The following is an 18,823-nucleotide window of genomic DNA, read 5'->3' as shown; positions in this document are numbered from 1 at the left end:
TCAGTCGCGCGTCAGGAGGTACGCGGCCCCGGCGGCGAGCAGGTTCGGTCGGCGGGCGACGCGGGCGGCGGCGGCGCGCCCGTCGGGTGCGAGCAGCGCCCGCTCCGCGACCCGCAGGCCCTCGGTCGCGGCGAGCTCCTCGAAGTCGCGGATCGTGCACAGGTGGATGTTCGGCGTCTCGCTCCACCGGTACGGCAGCGTCGCGCTGACGGGCATCCGCCCCCGCACCCCCAGGTCGAACCGCACCCGCCAGTGGCCGAAGTTCGGGAACGAGACGATGCCGACGCGTCCGACGCGCATCATCTCCCGGAGGACCGGCACCGGCCGCCGCGTCGCCTGGAGCGTCTGGGAGAGCACCACCACGTCGAACGCGCCGTCCTCGAAGTCGGGCAGGCCCTCGTCGATGTCGGCCTGCACCACGGGTATGCCCCGCGCGACGCATGCGTGGAACGCCTCCGTCGACACCTCGACGCCCTGGCCCCGGCATCCGCGGTTCGCGATCAGCTCCACCAGGAGGTCCCCGGCCCCGCAGCCGAGGTCGAGCACCCGCGACCCCTCCGGGATCATCCCGGCGACGACCCGCAGGTCGGGCCTCATGCCGCGGCCGCCGCGGATCGCCGCGCGCGCTCCAGGAACGCGCCGACGGTCCGGTGGTAGTCGGGGATGTCGAGCAGGAACGAGTCGTGGCCGTACGGCGACGACACCTCCCGGAACGTGACGGGGGCGCCGTGGGCGGCGAGCGTCCGCACGATCTCCCGCGAGTGGGCGGTGTCGAATCGCCAGTCGCTGTCGAACGAGACCACCAGGAACCGCGTGGACGTCCCGTCCAGGGCGCGCGCCACCGCCACCGGGTCGGCGAACGCGTCGAAGTAGTCCATCACCCGCGTCAGGTACAGGTAGCTGTTCGCGTCGAAGCGCCGCAGGAACGACTCCCCCTGGTGGCGGAGGTAGCTCTCCACCTGGAAGTCGACGTCGAAGCCGAACCGCGGCGTGTCGCGGTCCTGCAGCCGCCGGCCGAACTTGTCGCGCATCGACTCCTCGGAGAGGTACGTGATGTGCGCCAGCATCCGCGCCGTCGACAGGCCCCGGTCGGGTCGCACCCCGGCCTGGGCGTAGTCGCCGCCCCGGAAGTCGGGGTCGCCCATGATCGCCTCCCGCGCCACGGCCGAGAAGGCGATGTTCTGGGCGGAGAGGCGGCTGCTCGCGCAGACGACCACGGCGGCGCCGAGCTCGCCGGGGGCGTCCAGCGCCCACTGCAGCACCTGCATCCCGCCGAGCGACCCGCCGACCGCGGCGAGGGGGCGGGTGATGCCGAGGTGCGCCATCAGGGCGCGGTGCACCTTCACGAGGTCGCTGACCGTGAACAGAGGGAACCGCAGCCCGTAGGGGACGCCCGTCGCGGGATCGATCGACGACGGCCCCGTCGTGCCCCGGCACCCGCCGAGCAGGTTGGAGCAGACGACGAAGAAGCGGTCGGTGTCGAGCGGGCGGCCGGGGCCGATGATGGTGTCCCACCACCCGGGGCGGTCGGCGCCGTCATGGTACCCGGCGGCGTGGGCGTCGCCGGTGAGGGCGTGGCAGATGACCACCGCGTTCGAGCGGTCGGCGTCGAGCGTGCCGTAGGTCTCGTAGGCCACCTCGACGGGGGCGAGCAGCGCCCCGGAATCGAGCAGCAGGGGACCGTCCGGACCGAACAGGACGGCGCTCTCGGTCTCGACCCGTCCGATGGAAGCCCCCACGGCGCGGTGACGCTAGAGGGGCGCCCGGCGGGTGTCAACCGGGGTATCCTGGCCGCCATGGAGACCGGAACCGCCGTCACCCGACTCGACCACGACGCCCCCGATCGCTTCGTCTCGCTGCGTCGCGCGCTCGGGGTCTCGAGCTTCGGGATCAACCACATGCTGCTGCGCCCCGGCGAGCGCGGACGCATCCACTCCCACGCGCACCAGGAGGAGGTCTACCTGGTGCTGCGGGGCACGCTGACCGTCGAGACCGAGGACGGCGCACGGGACCTCGCCGAGGGCGAACTGATGCGCGTCGCGCCCGAGGTGCGGCGGCGCCTCGTCAACCTGGGCCCCGGTGTCTGCAGCATCGTCGCGCTCGGCGGGTCCGGCGAGCACCAGGGCCGCGACGGCCGCGCCTTCGCCGACTGGGACGACGCCGTCGGCGGGGCGCCCCAGGAGATCCCCCTGCCCGACGACCTGCCGGCCGCGGACCTGCGGGGCTGAGACCGGTCCGGCCCCCCGGCGGGCGCCGGGGGACGCGACGGGGGTCAGGAGGCGGGCGGCGCGGGCTTCTCGTCGGCCCGCGGCGTGCCCGTGGGCGGGGTGCCGGCGTCGGCGCCGGGACCGCCCGGGTCCTTCAGGGCGTCGGCGGCCCGCTTGGCCTTGTCGGCGACGCTGCCCTTGCTCGTCGCGATGTCCTTCAGCTCCGCGGCGTCCTTCTTGAGGGCGTCCATCCCACCGCGCTTGTCGATCAGGTCCTTGGCCATGCCCGACAGCTTGCCGATGTTCATCCGTGCGCTCCTGGCTCGATGTGTCCGGAGTCCAGCTTAGGCGAGGGGCCCGGTCCGGGACCCCGCCCCCGGGTGGGCGCTAGAGCTCGCGACGCAGGAGGCGGGCGGCGACCTCGCGACCCCGTTCGAGCAGCGGCCGTCCGCTCCAGTCCTCCAGCATGATCTCGCGCGACACCGTCAGGTCGCGCTCGAACGCGGCGGTGAGGTGCCCCGCGAACTCGCGGTCCTGGGTGCAGAGGACGGCCTCGTCGTTGAGCTGGAACGAGCGGTTGTCGAAGTTCGCCGAGCCGAGCGCCGACCAGATGCCGTCGACGACGAGGCCCTTCGCGTGGAGCATCGTCGGCCCGTACTCGAACACCCGCACGCCGCCGCGCAGCAGCTCCCCGTACGTCGCGCGCCCCGCGTGCCGCACCACGTCCTTGTCGATGTGCTCCCCCGGCACCAGCACCCGCACCGCCACGCCGCGGCGGGCCGCGTCGACCAGGGCGCCGAGGAACGCGGGGCGGGGGGCGAAGTAGGCGGAGGTCAGGTCGATGGAGGTCCGCGCCGCGGCGATCGCCAGGTAGTAGAGCGTCTCGATGTTGGTGTCCCCCACACCCGCGCTCGAGCGGATCACCTGCATCGCCGCCCCGGCGGCGTGGTCGCCGTCGCCGTCCGCGGCCGGCGGCAGGTACGGCAGGTCGTCCTCGCCGGCCAGCACCTGGCCCGTCGCCTCCAGCCAGTTCTCGGCGAACGCGCCCTGCAGGCCGCGCACCACCGGCCCGCGGACCCGCACGTGGGTGTCGCGCCAGTGGTCGGGGTCCTGGGCGTCGCCCGTCCACTCCTCCGCGATCCCGACGCCACCCGTCAGGCCGACGGTGCCGTCGACGACGAGGATCTTGCGGTGGGTGCGGTTGTTCATCCGCTTCAGCGCGTACGGCTTCGGCGGGCGGAAGCGGCGCACGAGCACGCCACACTCCTCCATCTCGTCGATCAGCGCGGAGTCCATCTTGAAGGCGCCCATCGCGTCGAGCAGCACCCGGCACGTGACCCCGGCGCGCGCCCGCTCGCAGACGGCGGCGGCGACCTGCTGGGCGATGTCCCCCGTCCAATAGACGTAGGTCAGCAGGTTCACGGTGCGCTCCGCCGAGGCGATCGTCTCGAGGAACGCCGGGAAGATCTGGTCGCCGTTGACGAGCAGCTCCGCGGCGTTGCCGCGCGTGATCGGGGCCTGCGTCAGCGCCTCCGCGGCCCGCAGGAAGCCCTCGGAGCCGACCTCGGGTGAGTCCTCCAGCTCGTAGCCGCGGCCCCCCTCGCGCCGGTGCCGCAGCGAGTCGCTCGCGTACCAGAGCGCCGCGGTCGCGAGGATCCCGGCCGGCCAGCGCCGGTTCACGCCGTCACCAGGGAGAAGTGCGCGGGCTCGACGGTGAAGCCGGGCGCCGCGTCGACCAGCTCGCCGTCGATGTTGACCCCGGCGCCGCCCGGCAGGGTGAGCGTGATCCGCGACCCCCGGTCGGCGTGGACGCCCGGCTGCCCGGTGATCATCCCGGCGCGGAGCGCGCGGGCGTGGCGCACGAGGCGCAGGCGCGGGCCGGCCTCCAGCACCACCACGTCGAGCAGCCCGTCGGTGGGGTCGGCCTCCGCGATGCGCGAACCCGCCCCGAACGCCCCGGAGCAGGCGACCATCACCTGCCAGGCGGGACCGCTGAACACCTCCCGGTCGTCGCAGCGCACCGTCGCCTGCAGGGGGCGGCCGGTGACCGCCGAGCGGACGGCGCCCGCCAGGTACGCGGCGGGGCCCATGGCGCCCTTCAGCGGCTGCGCGGCGCGGGCGGCCATGACCGACAACCCCGCCGTCGCCACGTTCACGAACGGGCGGCCGTCCATGCGGCCGAGGTCCAGCACGTGCCGCCCCGGCCCCGTCACGGCGAGGCGGCAGGCCTCCGCGGGGTCGTCGGGGACGCCCATGCGGCGGGCGAAGTCGTTCGCCGTGCCGCTCGGGACGACCGCGAGGGGGATCCCCGCGGCCCCGGCGGCGTCGGCGGCGGGGGCGATGCTGCCGTCGCCGCCCGCCACGACGATCCGCTCGGGGCCGCCCTCGGCGGCGCGTCCGGCCGCGTCCACGGGGAGGCGGGTGACGTCGGCGCCGGCGCCCTCCAGCAGGGCGGTCAGCTCGTCGGGCGAGGGACCCCCGCCGGAGCCGGACCTCTCGTTGACCAGGAGGGTGATGTGCATCCGGCGAGCGTACCGGGCCGCCGGCCGGGACGGCCGGTACCGTGGCCGCGATGGAGCATCGCGAATCGCCATTTCCGTGCCGGGTCGTGCGCCACCGGGGCGCCCGGCGGATGACGCTGCGGGTCAGCGACGCCGGGGTGCGCCTCACGGTGCCGGCGCGGGCGCCCGCCGGCCGGGTCGACGCATTCCTGCGCGCCTCGGCGCCGTGGGTGGCCGAGCAGTCGGCGCGCCTCGCCCCGCCGCCCGCCCCGCTCGCCGACGGCGACCGGCTGGCGTGGCTCGACGACACCCTCGTGCTCCGGCTCCACGCGGGCGGCCGGGGTCGCGTGGCCCGCCGCGGCGACGAGCTCCACGTGCCCGCCGAGCGGGCGGACGCGCGCGTCGAGGCCTGGTACCGCGCCGAGGCACTGCGCGAGACCGGCGAGCGGGCACGGGCGCGGGCGGCCGCGATGGGCGTCCGGGTGGCGGGCGTCGCCGTCCGCGACCCCCGCACCCGGTGGGGCAGCTGCGCGGCGACGGGGCGGCTCTCGTTCTCGTGGAGGCTGATGCTCGCCCCCGAGCACGTCCTCGAGCACGTCGTCGTTCACGAGGTCTGCCACCTGCGGCGCCCCGACCACTCCCCCGCCTTCTGGGCGCTGGTGGAGGAGGCGGATCCCCGTCACGCGGAGGCGCGCGCGTGGCTCCGCGACCACGGGGTCCTGCTCCACCGCGGCCCCGCCTGGCGGGACGCCGCGCGCCGGGAGGGGCTCAGCCCCTCCTGATCCGCGCGATGCGGTCGTCGATGTTGGCGGCGCCGAGCTGGTCGTTGCGGGCGAGGCTGTCCTTGCGGAGCACCTGGAGGCCGGCGAGCACCCCGGGCACGTCGAGGCCGAGCTTCGCCATCCGCTCCCAGGCGTCGCCGGCGCGGATCGTCTCGCCGCGGTCCGTCAGGACGAAGGCGAGGGCGTGCCACCCGTGCGGGTCGTCCTCGTCCTCCTCGATCACCTTCATCGCGGCCTGCTCCGCGCCGTCCAGGTCGCCGCGGGCCCGCAACGTGGCCGACAGGGCGATCCAGCCCGGTGCGTTCTCGCGGACGCTGGGGAGCATCGCGACGCTCTCCCGCAGTGCGGTCTCGCTGCCCGCCAGGTCGCCGACGTCGCGGCGGGCGCCGCCCAGCGTGTTCAGGGAGCCGGCCGTGGTGCGCAGCGACTTCGCCTTCTCGGCGAGCGCGAGGGCCCGCAGGGGGGCGCCCTGCACGCGCGCGGCGCGGGCCTCGGCGAGGGTCTCCGCGAAGTCGGTGCGCTTCGCGGCGGCGCGGCGCTCGCCGGCGAGCTCGACCTCGACGTCCTCCGACCCCAGGAACATGGCGTCGCCCGGCGCCATGCGGGCGTCGTCGGCGGTGTGGTGCTCGACCCGCTCACGGGCGATCCGCAGCCGCTCCTCGCGCTCCGCGACGCCGCGCTCGGCGCTCGTGCGCGGGCCGGCGGCCGGGGCGATCCGCGCCGCCAGCAGCGCGTCGTACTCGCGGCGGACGGCGGGACGCAGCAACGCCTTCTCGCCCTGGTCGCAGTAGGCGCGCTCGATGGAGCGGTTGTGCTGCGGCATCGGCGTGTGGGCGAGCTGGCTGCGCTTCGCCTCCGCGGCGGCGCGGATGGCGTCGTCGTCGGCGTCGGGCGGGATGCCGAACCAGGCGTAGAGGTCGCGGGCGGCCAGCTCCTTCAGGAACCGGGCCCGGCGTGCGCGTGCGTCGTCGTCGGCCACGTCCGCAGCCTAGTGGACGGCACGGGCCCACATCGACGGCGTCGCGACGGCCGCGCGGGGACGCCGGTAGCAGGTTCTGTGTTTTCGGCACATGACGAACGGGTACTTGCGCGCCCGGTCGTGGTGGGCTTCCATCACCGGCCGGATGTGCCCCGCCGATCCCGGCGACAACGCGGCGCATCCCCAGGCGGACGGCACCGATGCCGACGCGAGCGACCGCGGCCCATCCCGGGCGGGTCCGGCTCGCCCGCAACGCGACCCCGGCGGCGACAGTCCGCACGGGGTCGATCCCGTGCACGGACGGTGCGGGCCCGTTCCCTGCCGAAAGGCCCATGTTGAAGGCACTCATCTCGCTCGCCGTCGCGCTGACGGTGATCCCGGCCGGCCACGCCGCCGCGACCGCCCCCCCTCCCCCCGCCCTCGCGGTCGCCGCGACCCATGTACCGGTACCGCCGGGCATGGCCCCCGTGGCGTCCACCGCGGTCGCCACCGCCGACGGGGAGCTGCGCGAGCGCGTCGCGCGCCTCACCGCCCGCACGCGCGCCCAGGCCCGGCGCCTGGGGCTGTCGTCGACGATCGGGGCGGTCCCGGACCGACCCGAGCTCCTCGTCCGCCGCGAGCGGCGGCTCGTCAGCGTCCTCGGGTTCCTGACCCGCACCCGCGAGGTCCCCATCGCCGTCGACGAGCGCACCGCACCCGCGGTCCGACCCGGCGGGCGCGGACTGGCGGCGCGCATCGCGCGCCAGCACTCCCTCGCCGTGCGCCGGTCGACCGCCCTCGGCGTGGACGGCCCCGGCGCCCTCCGCATCGCCCCGACGCGTCCGGAGCGGGTGGCCCAGCTCGCCCACTGGCGGACGGTCACGAGCTTCCTGCGCGCCCGCACCGAACGGGTGCGTCCCGCGGAGCGCCCCCTCTCGGAGCGCCTGCGGCACTACGACGCGCTGACCTGCATCGCCGAGCACGAGTCGCACGGCACGTGGGACATCAGCACGGGCAACGGCTACTACGGCGGCCTGCAGATGGACCGCACCTTCCAGCAGACCTACTCCCCCGGGCTCTACCGGGCGAAGGGGACGGCGGACAACTGGACGCGCGAGGAGCAGATGCGGACCGCCGAGAAGGCGATCGCGACCCGCGGCTTCACCCCGTGGCCGAACACGGCCCGGATGTGCGGATTGCTCTGAGCGTCTCAAGCGGCTCTCGTGGCGGCTTCGCCGCTGATCGCGAGCACGCCGCGGACGGCGGCACCGGCTGCCGCCGGGGACGGCCGCCGAAGAGGCTCGGGCGGGTCGGCATGTGCCGGCCCGCCCCGTCCCGACCTAGCCCCGGTTGCCTCCGAGGAGGCGGAGGATGAACAGGAAGACGTTGAACGCGTCGAGGAAGATCGACAGCGCGATCAGCGCGACGTCGCCGTTGCCGGCGCGCCGGAGCCGCCAGAAGTCGAACAGGGTGAGCCCGGCGAACACGACGAGGCCGCCGATGCACCAGATCAGGTCCTCGTTCGGGATGTTCACGAAGATCGCGACGATGCCGAACACCAGCAGGGCGATGAGGCCGATGAACGAGATCCGGCCGATCGCGCTCAGGTCGCGCTTCGTCACGTAGCCGATCGTCCCGAGGACGGCCATGAACAGCGCCGTCAGGCCTGCCGCCTGGGCGACCAGGGTCCCGCCGCCCTCGACGCTCGCGTAGGCGTCGATCGTCGGTCCGATCCCCACGCCGAGCAGCAGCCCGATCAGGAACAGCAGGCCCATCTGGAGGGGGGTCGCCTCCTCCTTGCGGCCGCCGAGGCCGATCGCGAACGTCAGCGCGATCGCCCCGATGAACGCGGCGAGGGCCCATCCGCCGGAGATGTCGCGCGCCACGTAGGCGCCCGCGGCGGCGAACCCGGCGGTCACCGCGACGAGGAACATGACCTTGCCGAAGATCGCCCGGGCGTCGTCCTGCGCCGCCGCGGCGGTCCCCCGCTCCCACGTCTCCCGCTCGTACCCGTACTGCTCGGGCGTCTCCGCCACGGCTCCCCTCCTCATCGACGCCGACGGGGTCAGGGTACTCCGGCGCGGGGGCCCCGCCGAGCCCCGCTCAGCCGTCCCCGCCCTCCCGGGTCTCGGGCTCCTCGTCGCTCGGGCGGGCGGTGTACCCGGGTCCCGACGCGTCGTCGTGGTCGGAGGGCGCCGCCTTCTCCCGCTCCCGCTGCAGCCGGTGCTCCTGGTCCTCGGTGCCCGGGCCGTCCTCCGCCGGGCGTCCCCTGTCGGTCCCACCGCTCATGCCGTCCCCCCGTCTCGGGTGCCTCGCGCCGAGTCTGCCCGAATCGGGCGGTCCCCACCCGCCCGGGGCGGTGCCGGGCGGCCCGGCGCGTCCCGGCCGGCCGCCGGCCCTGTGGTAGTCGTGTCGTCGCCGGGCGCGCCCGCCGCGCCCCCCCGCACCCCACGGAGGAGGACCCCCTGAGCGACGCCGTCCGCCAGAACGCCCTGCTCGCCGCCGGCGCCGTCATCGCCGCCGTCGCCCTCGCCGTCGCCGCCCACATGGCGCTGATGGCGCTGATCGCCCACGTCTCCGGTCGCGCCGGCGCCGGCCGCGCGTTCGTCGACCACTGCCGCCGGCCGTCGCTGCTGTTGGTCGCGTCGCTGACCGCCCTCGCCGGCCTGAGGGTCCTGGAGGAGGTCCACGACGACCTCGGCGTCGCCCGCCACGCGCTCGCGCTGGTGACGATCGCGGCGGTGGCGTGGATGCTGATCGGGCTGGTCGGCGCGGCGGCGGAGGTCGTGGCGAACCGGTTCGACGTCGCGTCGGCGGACAACCTGCGTGCCCGCCGGGTGCACACCCAGGCGGCGATCCTGCGGCGCATCGCGGCGGTCCTGATCGGCGTGGTCGCGGCGGCGGTGATGCTCACGACGTTCCCGTCGGTGCGGACCCTCGGGGCGAGCCTGCTGGCGTCGGCGGGGATCGCGGGGATCGTGATCGGCCTGGCGGCGCAGCAGGCGCTCGGGAACCTGCTGGCGGGGATCCAGATCGCCCTCACGGAGCCGATCCGCCTCGACGACGTCGTCGTCCTCGAGGGCGAGTACGGCCGCATCGACGAGATCACGTTCACCTACGTGGTGGTGGCGTTGTGGGACGAGCGGCGGCTGATCCTGCCGATCTCGTACTTCACGAGCACCCCGTTCGAGAACTGGACGCGCTCCCGATCGCGGATGACGGGCGCCGTGCACCTGCACCTCGACCACGCCGTCCCGATGGGGGAGCTCCGCGACGAGCTGAGCCGGGTGCTGGAGGCGTCGCCGCTGTGGGACGGGCGCCAGTCGGGCCTGCAGGTGGTCGACAGCCACCCCCACACCGTCGAGGTGCGGGCACTGGTGAGCGCGAGCGACGCACCCCGGGCGTGGGACCTGCGCTGCGAGGTGCGGGAGGCGTTGCTGGCCTTCCTGCGCGAGCACCACCCCGACAGCCTGCCCCGTGTCCGCGCCGACCTCGGCGCGGGGTCGCCGCTATCGCTCGCCACCTGACGGCCGCCGATGCGGGCGTGGCGCGCGCGGCGTCGACGCTCCAGCCCGCCGCCGAGCTCGCGGCCCTGCGGGCGGCCGACCCGGACGGGTGGCAGGCCGCCTACGACGCGGCGCGCGACCTGCAGGAGGCCCTGCGGGCCGCGGGTCCCGTGAGCGCCCGCTGCCGGCCGCTGCAGGTCGCGCTCGCGCGCTACGCGGCGGGCAGGGTGCGGCAGATGGAGGGGATCGACCGCCCGAGCGCCGGCGACGTCGCGGCGGGCCGGCGGGCCGCCGAGGCCGCCCGGGCGCCGGTGCGGGCCGGTGCCGCGCGGGGCCTGTGCCGCGGTCCCGGCGGGCGCGCGGCGGCGGCGCCGGCGGCCATGTCCCCCTCCGACGGCGAGGCGTTCCTCGGCGTCGTCGTGGCCCGCGCGCCGGCGGGGGCCGACGCGGCGCGCCTCACGGTCGACGGCCGCCCCGCCGGGGAGGTCGCGGTACGCGGTGGCCGCGCCCGGTTCACCGTGTCGGCCTCCCCCGGCCGCCACGCACTGCGCGTCGACTTCACCCGCGCGGGCGCCCCCGCCGGGTCCTCGCGGGCGGCGGGGGCGTGGCTGCTCCCCCGCTCCGCGGCGGCCGCCGTCCCCGGCGACCGGGTCGACCCGGCCCGCGCCGCCGCCCTCACCCGGGCGCTGTCGGGCGCGCCGGCGTACCGCGCCGCCTGGGTGCAGGACCTCGCGACGGGCGCCACGGCGGGCGTCGCGGCGGGCGCGCCGTTCCCCGCCGCCTCGACGGTGAAGATCGGCCTGCTGGTCGGCGCCCTGGCCCGCCTCGGCGCCGCGCCCGAGCGCGCACCCCTCGCGTACGACCTGCGGGCGATGGCGGGCTGGTCGAGCAACCTCGCGACGAACCGGGTGCTGCGCCGGCTCGGTGGCGCGGCGACGGCGGCGGACGGCCTCCGCCGCCTCGGGGCCCGGTCGAGCACGTTCCCGGGCGAGTACATCGTCGGCACCGAGCTGCAGCCGGCCCTGCCCGCGCCGGGTGCGGGGGCGGCGCCGCCGCGGGTGTCCCGGCGGGTGACGACCGCCCAGGACCTGGGACGGATGCTGTTCGCGCTCCACGCCGCCGCGGTCGGCGCGCCCGGCGCCCGTGCGCAGACGGGGCTGACGGCGCACGCCGCGCGGCTCGGGATCGGCTGGCTGCTCGGGTCGGAGCAGCGCGGCGACAACGCGAGCCTCCTCGCCGCCGGGCTCCCGGCGGGGACGCCGGTCGCCCAGAAGAACGGGTGGGTCCGGGCGGCACGCCACGGCGCGGGGATCGCCTACACGCCGCGCGGGCCGGTGATCGCGGTGCTCCTCACCTACGACGACCGGGGTGTCTCCCTTCCGCGTGCCCGGGCGGTCGGGGCGCGGGTGGCGGGGGTCGCCGCGGGGCCCTGACCCGCGGGGACCGAGCCGTCAGCTCCGGGGCCTCCCGGCGGCCCGGGCGCGGGCGCAGGCGCCGCACTCGACGCCGGCGTTGTAGCGGTTGAGGATGGTGGGGCAGCTGATGCAGACCCGCGGCCGGGTCGCCTTGGCGACGCGCTCCGGGGCGGGGCAGCGGCACAGCTTGGGGCGGCGGGTGCCGACGGGGCGGAACAGCTCGGCGATCAGCCCGCAGGTCGGGCAGGCCACCTCGATCGGCTCGAGGGGGCGTCGTCTCACGTGGTCACCGGCATCCCCCCATCATCGCCCTCCGCGCGGCCCGCGTGAAGCGCGGGGGCCCCGGAGGTGCGTCACCACCCCGCCGGGCCGCCGTCGGGGCGCGGTGAGAGGATGGGCCCATGCAGACCATCCTCCCCGGCGTCATGTGGTGGACCGCCCTCCATCCGAAGTGGGGCATCGAGCTCAGCTCCTACTACCTCGTGGAGGAGCGGGTGCTCATCGACCCCCGCGTCCCCGCCGAGGGCCTCGACTGGTTCGAGGGGTCCGGCGCGCCGGTGGCCGCGCTCCTCACGAACCGGCACCACTACCGCGACGCCGGCCTGTTCGCCGAGCGTTTCGGCACCCGGGTGCTGGTCAACCGCCTCGGGGCGCAGGAGTTCACCGCGGGCGAGCCCGTCGAGTTCTTCTCCGCCGGCGACGACCTGCCGGGTGGGGTGACGGCGGTCGAGGTCGGCGGCATCTGCGCCGACGAGACGGCGCTGTTCGCACCCGCCCACCGGGCGATCGCGGTCGCCGACGGCCTCGTGCGGATGCCGGCCGACGCGCCGCTCGGCTACGTCCCGGACGACCTGATGCACGACCCGGACCGCACACGCGCGGCCCTCACGGCGGCGTACACCCGCCTGCTCGACCTCGACTTCGACCACCTGCTCCTCGCCCACGGCCACCCGGTCTGCGGGGGCGCGAAGGAGGAACTCCGCATCTTCCTGTCCACGCGCGCCGGGGCGCCCGGCCCCGACGGGGGCTAGTGACCCGATTCAGGAGTTCGTATGCGGTTCCCGAGCGAATCGCAAGCGAGGCAAGGACGCAGGTCAGGCCCGGTATCGGGCATACCGGGTCTGCCGAGGACGCAGCATCGCGCCGCGATGCAGCCGGGAAGCGCCACCGAACTGCTGCATCGGGACACTAGAACTCGCGGTACCGCGCCCAGGCGAGGCAGGTGAGGGCGTACGCGATGAGGCCGGCCGCGACGATCCCGAGCAGCACCGGGCCGAAGGACCGGTCGGCGAGCTCGGCGAGGGCGCCGTCGATGCCGACGGCCTCCTTCGCGTCGTACTCGATCGCGGCCTTCGCGAGGAAGACGCCCGCGATGCCGAACACCACGCCGCGGGCGACGTAGCCGACGACGCCGAGGCGCTCCACGAGGCGCCGCCGGGAGCCGGCCACGCGCATCTTGTCCATGAAGCCCCGGCTGATCCCCTCGTACACGTTGTAGGCGCCGACCCCGATCACGACGGCGGCGGCGACCAGCACGATCCAGCGCCCCGCCGGCCAGTCGAAGACGCCGGCGGTGGCCTGCGACTCCTGGTCCGCGCGGCTGCCGGACCCCCCGGCGCCGCCGGACCCCGAACCGGAGTCGGCGACGAGCCGGATCGCGAGGACCATCAGCCCCAGGTGGATGAGGGCGCTGGCGGCGGCGCCGATCCGCGTGACGACGGCCTTCGCGCCGTCGCCCTCGTCGTCGGTGTCGAGGACGGCCTGGGCGATCCGCCACGCCGCGTACCCCAGCAGGCCGATCGCGAGCAGCACCATCAGGACGCGCCCGAACGGCTGGTCCGCGAGCGTCTGCAGCGCGCCGCCGGTGTCCGTCGTCCGCCCGCCCACGTCGATCGCGACGCCGAGCGCCAGGACGCCGACGACCGCGTAGAGGACCGCCTTCGCCACGAGGCCGGCGCGGAACAGCCGCTCGACCCACGGGTTGTCCGCCGCCCGCTCCGCCTGGCCCTGCGCCTCCGTGACACCCATGACCCGTCCACCCCTCCGTCGCCGCGTCGGCCGTGGACGTGCCCGCCCGCGGCCGGCCCGAAACCGCGCGCCCGTCAGCCCCGGGCGCGCCGCTCCACGATCCACGGCTCGTCGAGGCGCTCCGCGTTGTAGCGGAGCTGGTGCCAGTACGGGTACGGGAGGCGGAGGGCCGACAGCTCCTCGAGCCGGGCCGCCTCGGCGTCGGTGAGGTCCCAACCGGTCGCGGCGAGGTTGTCGGCGAGCTGCTCCTCGGTGCGGGCGCCGACGATCAGCGACGACACGCCCGGCCGGCCGCTCAGCCAGTTGAGGGCGACCTGGGCGGCGCTCACCCCGTGGGCCGCGCCGATCTCGACGAGGGCGTCGACGACGTCGAAGGCCCGGTCCTCGTCGGCGAGGCCCCCGGGGGGTCCCATCACGGACTGGCGCGACCCCTCGGGGCCGCGCTCGCCGCGGCGGACCTTCCCGGTGAGGAACCCGCCCGCGAGGGGGCTCCAGACGAGGATCCCGACGCCCTGGTCGAGGCAGAGCGGCACCAGCTCGTGCTCCAGCTCCCGCGAGACGAGCGAGTAGTGGGCCTGCAGGACGCTGTAGCGCTCCAGGTGCTCCCGCTCCGAGACGCCGAGCGCGCGCATGAGGTGCCAGGCGCTGTGGTTGGAGCAGCCCGTGTAGCGGACGGTCCCCGCGCGGACGAGGTCGTCGAGGGCGCGCAGGGTCTCCTGGGGGTCGGTGAGGCCGTCGATGGCGTGGACCTGCAGCACGTCGATCCAGTCGGTGCCGAGGCGCCGCAGGCTCGCGTGGACGGCGCGGACGATGTGGTGGCGCGACTGGCCGCGGTCGTTCGGGCCGCCCATCGCCCCGTGGAGCTTCGTCGCGACGAGGACGTCGGCGCGGCGGGCGCCGAGGGCGGCGCCGAGGATCTCCTCCGAGCGGCCGTCGGAGTAGACGTCGGCCGTGTCGAAGAGGTTCACCCCCGCGTCGAGGCAGAGGTCGACCTGGCGGCGGGCCTCGTCGAGCTCCGTCGTGCCGACCGGCCGGAAGAACTCGCTCGACGCGCCACCGAAGGTCATCGCGCCGAACGAGATGGCCGACACCTGCAGCCCCGTCCGTCCCAGGAACCTCATCCGCATGGCGTCTCCCCCGTCGCGTGGCGCCCGCCGGGCGGCCGGGGCGCGGAGGCCAGTCTCCACGTTCGCCCGGTCCGCCGCCCCCGGTTGGTCAGGCCGGGCGGTCCAGGTCGGGGAAGGCGCGGGCGGCGCGGGCCATCGTCTCGTCGGCGATCGCGACGGCGCGGGCGCGGATCTCGTCGGCCGGTACGCCGCCGATGGCGCCCGCGGAGATCGCCCGCTGCCGCAGGTGGAGCGCCGCGACGAGGGCGGCGGCGAACGCGTCGACCGCGTGGGGCGAGGCGTCCGGGTTCTCGCCCGCGAGCACCACGGCGAGGGCCGCGGCGAGGCGCTCGTTGCCGGTGAGCTGGCGCGCCTGCAGGGCCGGCGCCGCCTCCCAGGTGGCGAGGAACGCCGCGAAGTCCCCCCGGCGGGGACCCTCGATCGCATCCCAGCCCGGCAGGTCGAGGATCGCGTTGTCGCGCATGAGGGCGCCGAGGGCGGCGGTCGGGGTCTCCCCCTCCGCCCGCGACGCGATGCGCTCCACCACCAGGTCGCGGATCGCCCCGTCCCGGTCGAGGAACAGCTCCTCCTTCGAGCCGAAGTAGTTGAACACCGTCTTGATCGAGACGCCCGCCGCCTCCGCGACGTCGGCGACCGTCACCGCGTCGAACCCCCGCTCCACGAACAGGCGGGTGGCGACGTCGGAGATCGCCGTGCGCGTCCGGGCCTTCTTGCGGGCGCGCAGGCCGGGGTCCGGGGTGTCGTCCGATGGGTCCGTCATCGTCCTCGGCCCATCCTACCGCCGAAGTTACAGCCGAACGATGTTTACACCGGTTGTAAAACGAGCGCGGCTCTGGGAGCCTGGACGGATGCCCCGGGGGCGCCCGGGCCACGTTCCACCTCGGGAGGCACCATGAACGACGCGATCGAGGTCGAGGGCCTCGTCAAGAGGTTCGGCGAGAAGGTCGCCCTGGGCGGCGTCAGCTTCGAGGTCCCGCGCGGGACCGTCTGCGGGTTGCTCGGCCCCAACGGCGCCGGCAAGACCACCGCCGTCCGCATCCTCACCACCCTGTCCGCACCCGACGCCGGCACCGCCCGCGTCGCGGGGCTCGACGTCGTCGCCGACCCCGGCGGCGTCCGGGGCCTGCTCGGGCTCGCGGCCCAGGACGCCACCGTCGACGGCCTGCTCACGGGCCGCGAGAACCTGGACATGATCGGCCGCCTGCACCACATCGGACGCGCCAAAGCGAAGCAGCGGGCCGTGGAGCTGCTGGAGCAGTTCGCCCTGACCGACGCCGGCGACCGCCTCGTCAAGACCTACTCCGGCGGCATGCGGCGGCGCCTCGACCTGGCGGCGACGCTCGTCGCCCGCCCCGAGGTGCTGTTCCTCGACGAGCCGACCACCGGCCTCGACCCCCGGGCCCGCAACGAGCTGTGGGACGTCCTCGAGACCCTCGTCGACGCCGGGACCACGATCATGCTCACCACGCAGTACCTCGAGGAGGCGGACCGGCTCGCGGACGACATCGTCGTCGTCGACCACGGCTCCGTCATCGCCCGCGGCAACGCCCGTGAGCTGAAGCGCCAGGTCGGCGGGTCGCAGGTGTTCGTCACCGTCGTCGACCCCGGGCGCATCCCCGACGCGACCGCCCTCGTGGCGGAGGTCGGGGACGCCGCGCCGACGGTCGACGTGCCCGGTCGCTCCGTGCAGGCCCCGACGGAGGGCGGCCCGCGGGTCGTGTCGCGCCTCGCCGACGCGCTCGCCGACGCCGGCATCGAGGTCGAGGACATCGGCCTCCGCCAGCCGACCCTCGACGACGTCTTCCTGACCCTCACCGGCGCGCCGATCGCCGACGACGCACAACCCGCGGAGGTCGCCCGATGAGCACCCAGGTCCACATCCCCGCCCCCGCCGAGCGCGGGGGCAGCGCCCTCGGCGACATCTGGGTGGTCGCGCGGCGGGCGCTGCTGCACATGCGGCGCCAGCCCGAGGCCCTCGCCGACGTCACCCTGCAGCCCGTCATGTTCGTGCTGCTCTTCGCGTACGTCTTCGGCGGGGCCATCCAGGTGGACAACGGCGGCTACCGCGAGTTCCTGATGGGCGGGATCTTCGCCCAGACCATCACGTTCGGCGTCTTCGGCGTGGCGGTCAGCCTCGCCTACGACCGCTCGAACGGCGCGATCGACCGATTCCGCTCGCTGCCGATGGCCCGCGGCGCCGTGCTCGGCGGCCAGGCCGTCGCGAGCCTGTTCCGCAGCACCCTGCCGATCGTGCTCATGTCGATCTGCGGCCTGATCGTCGGGTGGAGCATCAACGACGGCGTCGCGAAGGCCCTGGCCGCCTACGGGCTGATGCTCGCCTGGTCGTTCGCGATGATCTGGATCGGCGTCCTGATGGGGAGCATGCTGCCCTCGCCCGAGGCCGTCCAGGGCGTCGCCTTCACGGTGATCTTCCCGGTGACGTTCATCGCGAGCACCTTCGTCCCGGTGGGGACCCTGCCGGGCGTGCTCCAGACGATCGCCGAGTGGAACCCGGTCACCACGCTCAGCGAGGCGCTGCGGAGCCTGTTCGGCAACCCCGCCGGCGAGCTCGGCGAGAACCCGCCGTGGCCGATCGACCACCCCGTGCTCTACACGCTGATCTGGGCCGTCGGCATCGTGGTGGTCTGCGCCCCCCTCGCCGTCCGGGCGTACCGCCGCAGCACCACCGACTGACCCGCCGGGGTCACGGCGACGCCCGCCGGGGCGTCGCCGTGACCGGGGGCGTCAGGGCGTGGTGACCGTCACCGTCACCGCCACCGGCCCCGCGAGGGCGGGGTTCGCGATGGTGACCGGGGCCACCCGCTCCGGCCGGGACGCGGCGGGGATGTCGACCACGACCGCGCCGTTGCGGATCACCGGCGTGAGGAGCCCCGCCCGGGTCGTCACCACGACCGACGGCAGCAGCGCCTCGGCCGGGGCCTGCGGCGTGGACAGCGTCAGCGTCACCGAGGGGGCCGAGCCGCTCCACACGGCGCCGACCGACGAGACCCCGCCCGCCGGGACGTTGACGACGGCCGGCGCGCCCACCGACGCCGGCGTGACGCCGCCGCCGATGAAGCCGCGGATGTCGGGCGCGAAGGTCACCGCACCCGACGGCGAGCGCTGGGTGCCGCAGACCGCGCGGGCCGCCGCCCGCAGGCCCTCCGCCCACCGGGCGGCGCCGACCTTCGCGATGACGGCGGCGGCGTCGGGCTCCACGGGGGCCGTGCCGGGGAACCCGGCGATGACGGGACGCACGGTGGTGGACGGGGCCGTGCCGGCGTCGAGGGCCTCCCAGACGGCCCAGGAGAGGTACGGCGAGGTCCCGGGCCCGGCGGGGTCGAAGTTGCGGCAGAAGCTGACGGCGCGGGCGTTGCCGTTCGAGACGGATCCGGTCGGGCCGACGACGCCGGGGTAGCCGGCGGGCTCGGCGACGGCGGCGAACCACTCCGCCGTGCCCTCGCGGACGAGGATCGGCGTGCCGGAGCCGGAGCCGAGGTTGCACTGGGCGACGTGGAACAGCTCGTGCGCGAGGACGCTGCGGGGGGACGGGTCGGCGGGCGGCGCCAGCACGATCGCCCACGACGACACGAACGTCCGCGTGCGGCCCGACACCCGCGCCCGGCAGGGCGACAGGCCGGTCTGCTGGGCCTGCACCTGCCCGGTGGCACCGGTCGCGTCGATCACGATGTCGACGCGCCGGTCGCCGCCGACGAAGTCCGACGGCCTGCCGCGCTGGGCGCGGCCCACGTCGGCGAGCACGCGCGTCTTCAGGCGCTTCGGCAGGCCGCGGAGCACCCGGGTCCGCTGCTTCTTCGTCAGCCCCGCGAGGAACGACCCGCGGGCGGAGCGGGCGATGCCGCCGAGCGCGCGGCCCCGCGACGCCGGTCCCAGCCTCCCGAGGGTCCGCAGCAGGCCGGGGTTGCGCAGGAAGGTCGGCGGGCCGTCGCCGACCATGGCGCCGAAGCCGAGGCCGGCGGCGCGCAGCCGGGCGGTCTCGGCGGTGAGCGCGAGCTCCGAGACGACGACGGGGAGCGTCGCGCAGTTCCCGTCCGAACCACCGACGGCGCCGGGTGCGCCGGGGGTGTCGCTCCACCACAGGCGGAAGCTCGGGGTGTCGGCCCGGCAGAGCGGCCCGAGCTTGCGGGCGTTCTCCGGCGCGTTGGCCGAGGGCTTCACGGTGACGCCGGTCTGCGCGGCCGCGGGGGCGGCGCACACGAGGAGGGCGACGAGGACGAGGAGTGCGCGGGGGCTCTTCATGCCGGGACGCTACGGGGCGGGGACGGCGGGGACCACTGG

Annotated in this window: 21 protein-coding genes; 8 read left to right on the top strand and 13 right to left on the bottom strand. The window is 75.8% G+C overall.

Going from position 1 to position 18,823, the window contains the following annotated elements; genetic code table 11:
* Positions 1-597 (bottom strand): methionine biosynthesis protein MetW, encoded by a 597-nt coding sequence (metW, locus tag IU369_RS09005; RefSeq protein ID WP_217924238.1) that lies wholly within the window; start codon positions 595-597, stop codon positions 1-3.
* Positions 594-1,739: a homoserine O-acetyltransferase MetX gene (gene metX, locus IU369_RS09000; protein ID WP_217924237.1), complete on the bottom strand. Its 1,146-nt coding sequence runs from the start codon at positions 1,737-1,739 to the stop codon at positions 594-596. Before metX ends, metW begins: the two co-directional genes overlap by 4 nt.
* A 57-nt stretch (positions 1,740-1,796) precedes the next feature.
* On the opposite strand from metX, the gene IU369_RS08995 reads away from it, so the two are divergent.
* Complete coding sequence (locus IU369_RS08995) at positions 1,797-2,228, top strand: cupin domain-containing protein (RefSeq protein WP_217924236.1); 432 nt, start codon at positions 1,797-1,799, stop codon at positions 2,226-2,228.
* 44 nt (positions 2,229-2,272) lie between these two features.
* Here IU369_RS08995 and IU369_RS08990 read toward each other — a convergent pair whose 3' ends face one another.
* From IU369_RS08990 to IU369_RS08980, 3 genes are all read right to left on the bottom strand, one after another.
* Positions 2,273-2,515: a hypothetical protein gene (locus tag IU369_RS08990; RefSeq protein ID WP_217924235.1), complete on the bottom strand. Its 243-nt coding sequence runs from the start codon at positions 2,513-2,515 to the stop codon at positions 2,273-2,275.
* 79 nt (positions 2,516-2,594) lie between these two features.
* The gene (locus IU369_RS08985; RefSeq protein ID WP_217924234.1) at positions 2,595-3,887 is read right to left on the bottom strand and encodes a phospholipase D-like domain-containing protein; all 1,293 of its coding nucleotides are present in this window, start codon (positions 3,885-3,887) and stop codon (positions 2,595-2,597) included.
* The gene (locus IU369_RS08980; RefSeq protein WP_217924233.1) at positions 3,884-4,729 is read right to left on the bottom strand and encodes a diacylglycerol/lipid kinase family protein; all 846 of its coding nucleotides are present in this window, start codon (positions 4,727-4,729) and stop codon (positions 3,884-3,886) included. The genes IU369_RS08985 and IU369_RS08980 overlap by 4 nt, the downstream gene beginning before the upstream one ends.
* A gap of 50 nt (positions 4,730-4,779) precedes the next feature.
* Between IU369_RS08980 and IU369_RS08975 the strand changes: the two genes are divergently transcribed.
* Positions 4,780-5,490, top strand: coding sequence for a M48 family metallopeptidase (locus IU369_RS08975; RefSeq protein WP_217924232.1), 711 nt, complete (start codon positions 4,780-4,782; stop codon positions 5,488-5,490).
* Here IU369_RS08975 and IU369_RS08970 read toward each other — a convergent pair.
* On the bottom strand, positions 5,477-6,469 hold the full coding sequence (locus IU369_RS08970; protein ID WP_217924231.1) for a tetratricopeptide repeat protein: 993 nt from the start codon (positions 6,467-6,469) through the stop codon (positions 5,477-5,479). The genes IU369_RS08975 and IU369_RS08970 overlap by 14 nt on opposite strands.
* A 332-nt stretch (positions 6,470-6,801) precedes the next feature.
* On the opposite strand from IU369_RS08970, the gene IU369_RS08965 reads away from it, so the two are divergent.
* Positions 6,802-7,653, top strand: a complete 852-nt coding sequence (locus IU369_RS08965) for a transglycosylase family protein (RefSeq protein ID WP_217924230.1) — start codon at positions 6,802-6,804, stop codon at positions 7,651-7,653.
* 135 nt (positions 7,654-7,788) lie between these two features.
* Here IU369_RS08965 and IU369_RS08960 read toward each other — a convergent pair whose 3' ends face one another.
* The gene (locus IU369_RS08960; RefSeq protein ID WP_217924229.1) at positions 7,789-8,484 is read right to left on the bottom strand and encodes a Bax inhibitor-1/YccA family protein; all 696 of its coding nucleotides are present in this window, start codon (positions 8,482-8,484) and stop codon (positions 7,789-7,791) included.
* A 67-nt stretch (positions 8,485-8,551) separates the two neighbouring features.
* The gene (locus tag IU369_RS08955; protein ID WP_217924228.1) at positions 8,552-8,737 is read right to left on the bottom strand and encodes a hypothetical protein; all 186 of its coding nucleotides are present in this window, start codon (positions 8,735-8,737) and stop codon (positions 8,552-8,554) included.
* Between the two features lie 266 nt (positions 8,738-9,003).
* Here IU369_RS08955 and IU369_RS08950 point away from each other — a divergent pair, with 266 nt between their 5' ends.
* Positions 9,004-9,975, top strand: a complete 972-nt coding sequence (locus tag IU369_RS08950) for a mechanosensitive ion channel family protein (RefSeq protein WP_217924227.1) — start codon at positions 9,004-9,006, stop codon at positions 9,973-9,975.
* A gap of 17 nt (positions 9,976-9,992) precedes the next feature.
* Positions 9,993-11,387, top strand: a complete 1,395-nt coding sequence (locus IU369_RS08945) for a serine hydrolase (RefSeq protein WP_217924226.1) — start codon at positions 9,993-9,995, stop codon at positions 11,385-11,387.
* Positions 11,388-11,405: 18 nt separating this feature from the next.
* On the opposite strand, the gene IU369_RS08940 is transcribed toward IU369_RS08945, so the two are convergent.
* Positions 11,406-11,651: a hypothetical protein gene (locus IU369_RS08940; RefSeq protein WP_217924225.1), complete on the bottom strand. Its 246-nt coding sequence runs from the start codon at positions 11,649-11,651 to the stop codon at positions 11,406-11,408.
* 119 nt (positions 11,652-11,770) lie between these two features.
* Here IU369_RS08940 and IU369_RS08935 point away from each other — a divergent pair, with 119 nt between their 5' ends.
* Positions 11,771-12,400: an MBL fold metallo-hydrolase gene (locus IU369_RS08935; RefSeq protein WP_217924224.1), complete on the top strand. Its 630-nt coding sequence runs from the start codon at positions 11,771-11,773 to the stop codon at positions 12,398-12,400.
* A 157-nt stretch (positions 12,401-12,557) separates the two neighbouring features.
* Here IU369_RS08935 and IU369_RS08930 read toward each other — a convergent pair whose 3' ends face one another.
* The 3 genes from IU369_RS08930 to IU369_RS08920 all read right to left on the bottom strand — a co-directional run bounded on the left by IU369_RS08930 (position 12,558) and on the right by IU369_RS08920 (position 15,284).
* The gene (locus IU369_RS08930) at positions 12,558-13,397 is read right to left on the bottom strand and encodes a DUF1206 domain-containing protein (RefSeq protein ID WP_217924223.1); all 840 of its coding nucleotides are present in this window, start codon (positions 13,395-13,397) and stop codon (positions 12,558-12,560) included.
* Positions 13,398-13,471: 74 nt separating this feature from the next.
* Complete coding sequence (locus IU369_RS08925; protein ID WP_425516805.1) at positions 13,472-14,524, bottom strand: aldo/keto reductase; 1,053 nt, start codon at positions 14,522-14,524, stop codon at positions 13,472-13,474.
* A gap of 88 nt (positions 14,525-14,612) precedes the next feature.
* Complete coding sequence (locus IU369_RS08920) at positions 14,613-15,284, bottom strand: TetR/AcrR family transcriptional regulator (RefSeq protein ID WP_217924221.1); 672 nt, start codon at positions 15,282-15,284, stop codon at positions 14,613-14,615.
* 132 nt (positions 15,285-15,416) lie between these two features.
* Between IU369_RS08920 and IU369_RS08915 the strand changes: the two genes are divergently transcribed.
* Together IU369_RS08915 and IU369_RS08910 are read left to right on the top strand one after the other, a co-directional pair.
* Positions 15,417-16,388 (top strand): ATP-binding cassette domain-containing protein, encoded by a 972-nt coding sequence (locus IU369_RS08915; protein WP_217924220.1) that lies wholly within the window; start codon positions 15,417-15,419, stop codon positions 16,386-16,388.
* Entirely contained in the window at positions 16,385-17,218 is an 834-nt protein-coding gene (locus IU369_RS08910; RefSeq protein WP_217924219.1) for an ABC transporter permease, read from the top strand. Before IU369_RS08915 ends, IU369_RS08910 begins: the two co-directional genes overlap by 4 nt.
* Before the next feature lie 51 nt (positions 17,219-17,269).
* Here the strand turns inward: IU369_RS08910 and IU369_RS08905 are convergent, their stop codons facing one another.
* A complete protein-coding gene (locus tag IU369_RS08905; RefSeq protein WP_217924218.1) occupies positions 17,270-18,784 on the bottom strand; it encodes a hypothetical protein in 1,515 nt (504 codons plus the stop codon).
* Between the last annotated feature and the right edge of the window lie 39 nt (positions 18,785-18,823).

This window comes from Miltoncostaea oceani (assembly GCF_018141545.1).
Taxonomy (GTDB): Bacteria; Actinomycetota; Thermoleophilia; order Miltoncostaeales; family Miltoncostaeaceae; genus Miltoncostaea; species Miltoncostaea oceani.
The sequence above is the reverse complement of the archived record's forward strand: the minus strand, read 5'-3'. Positions and strand labels throughout refer to the sequence as shown.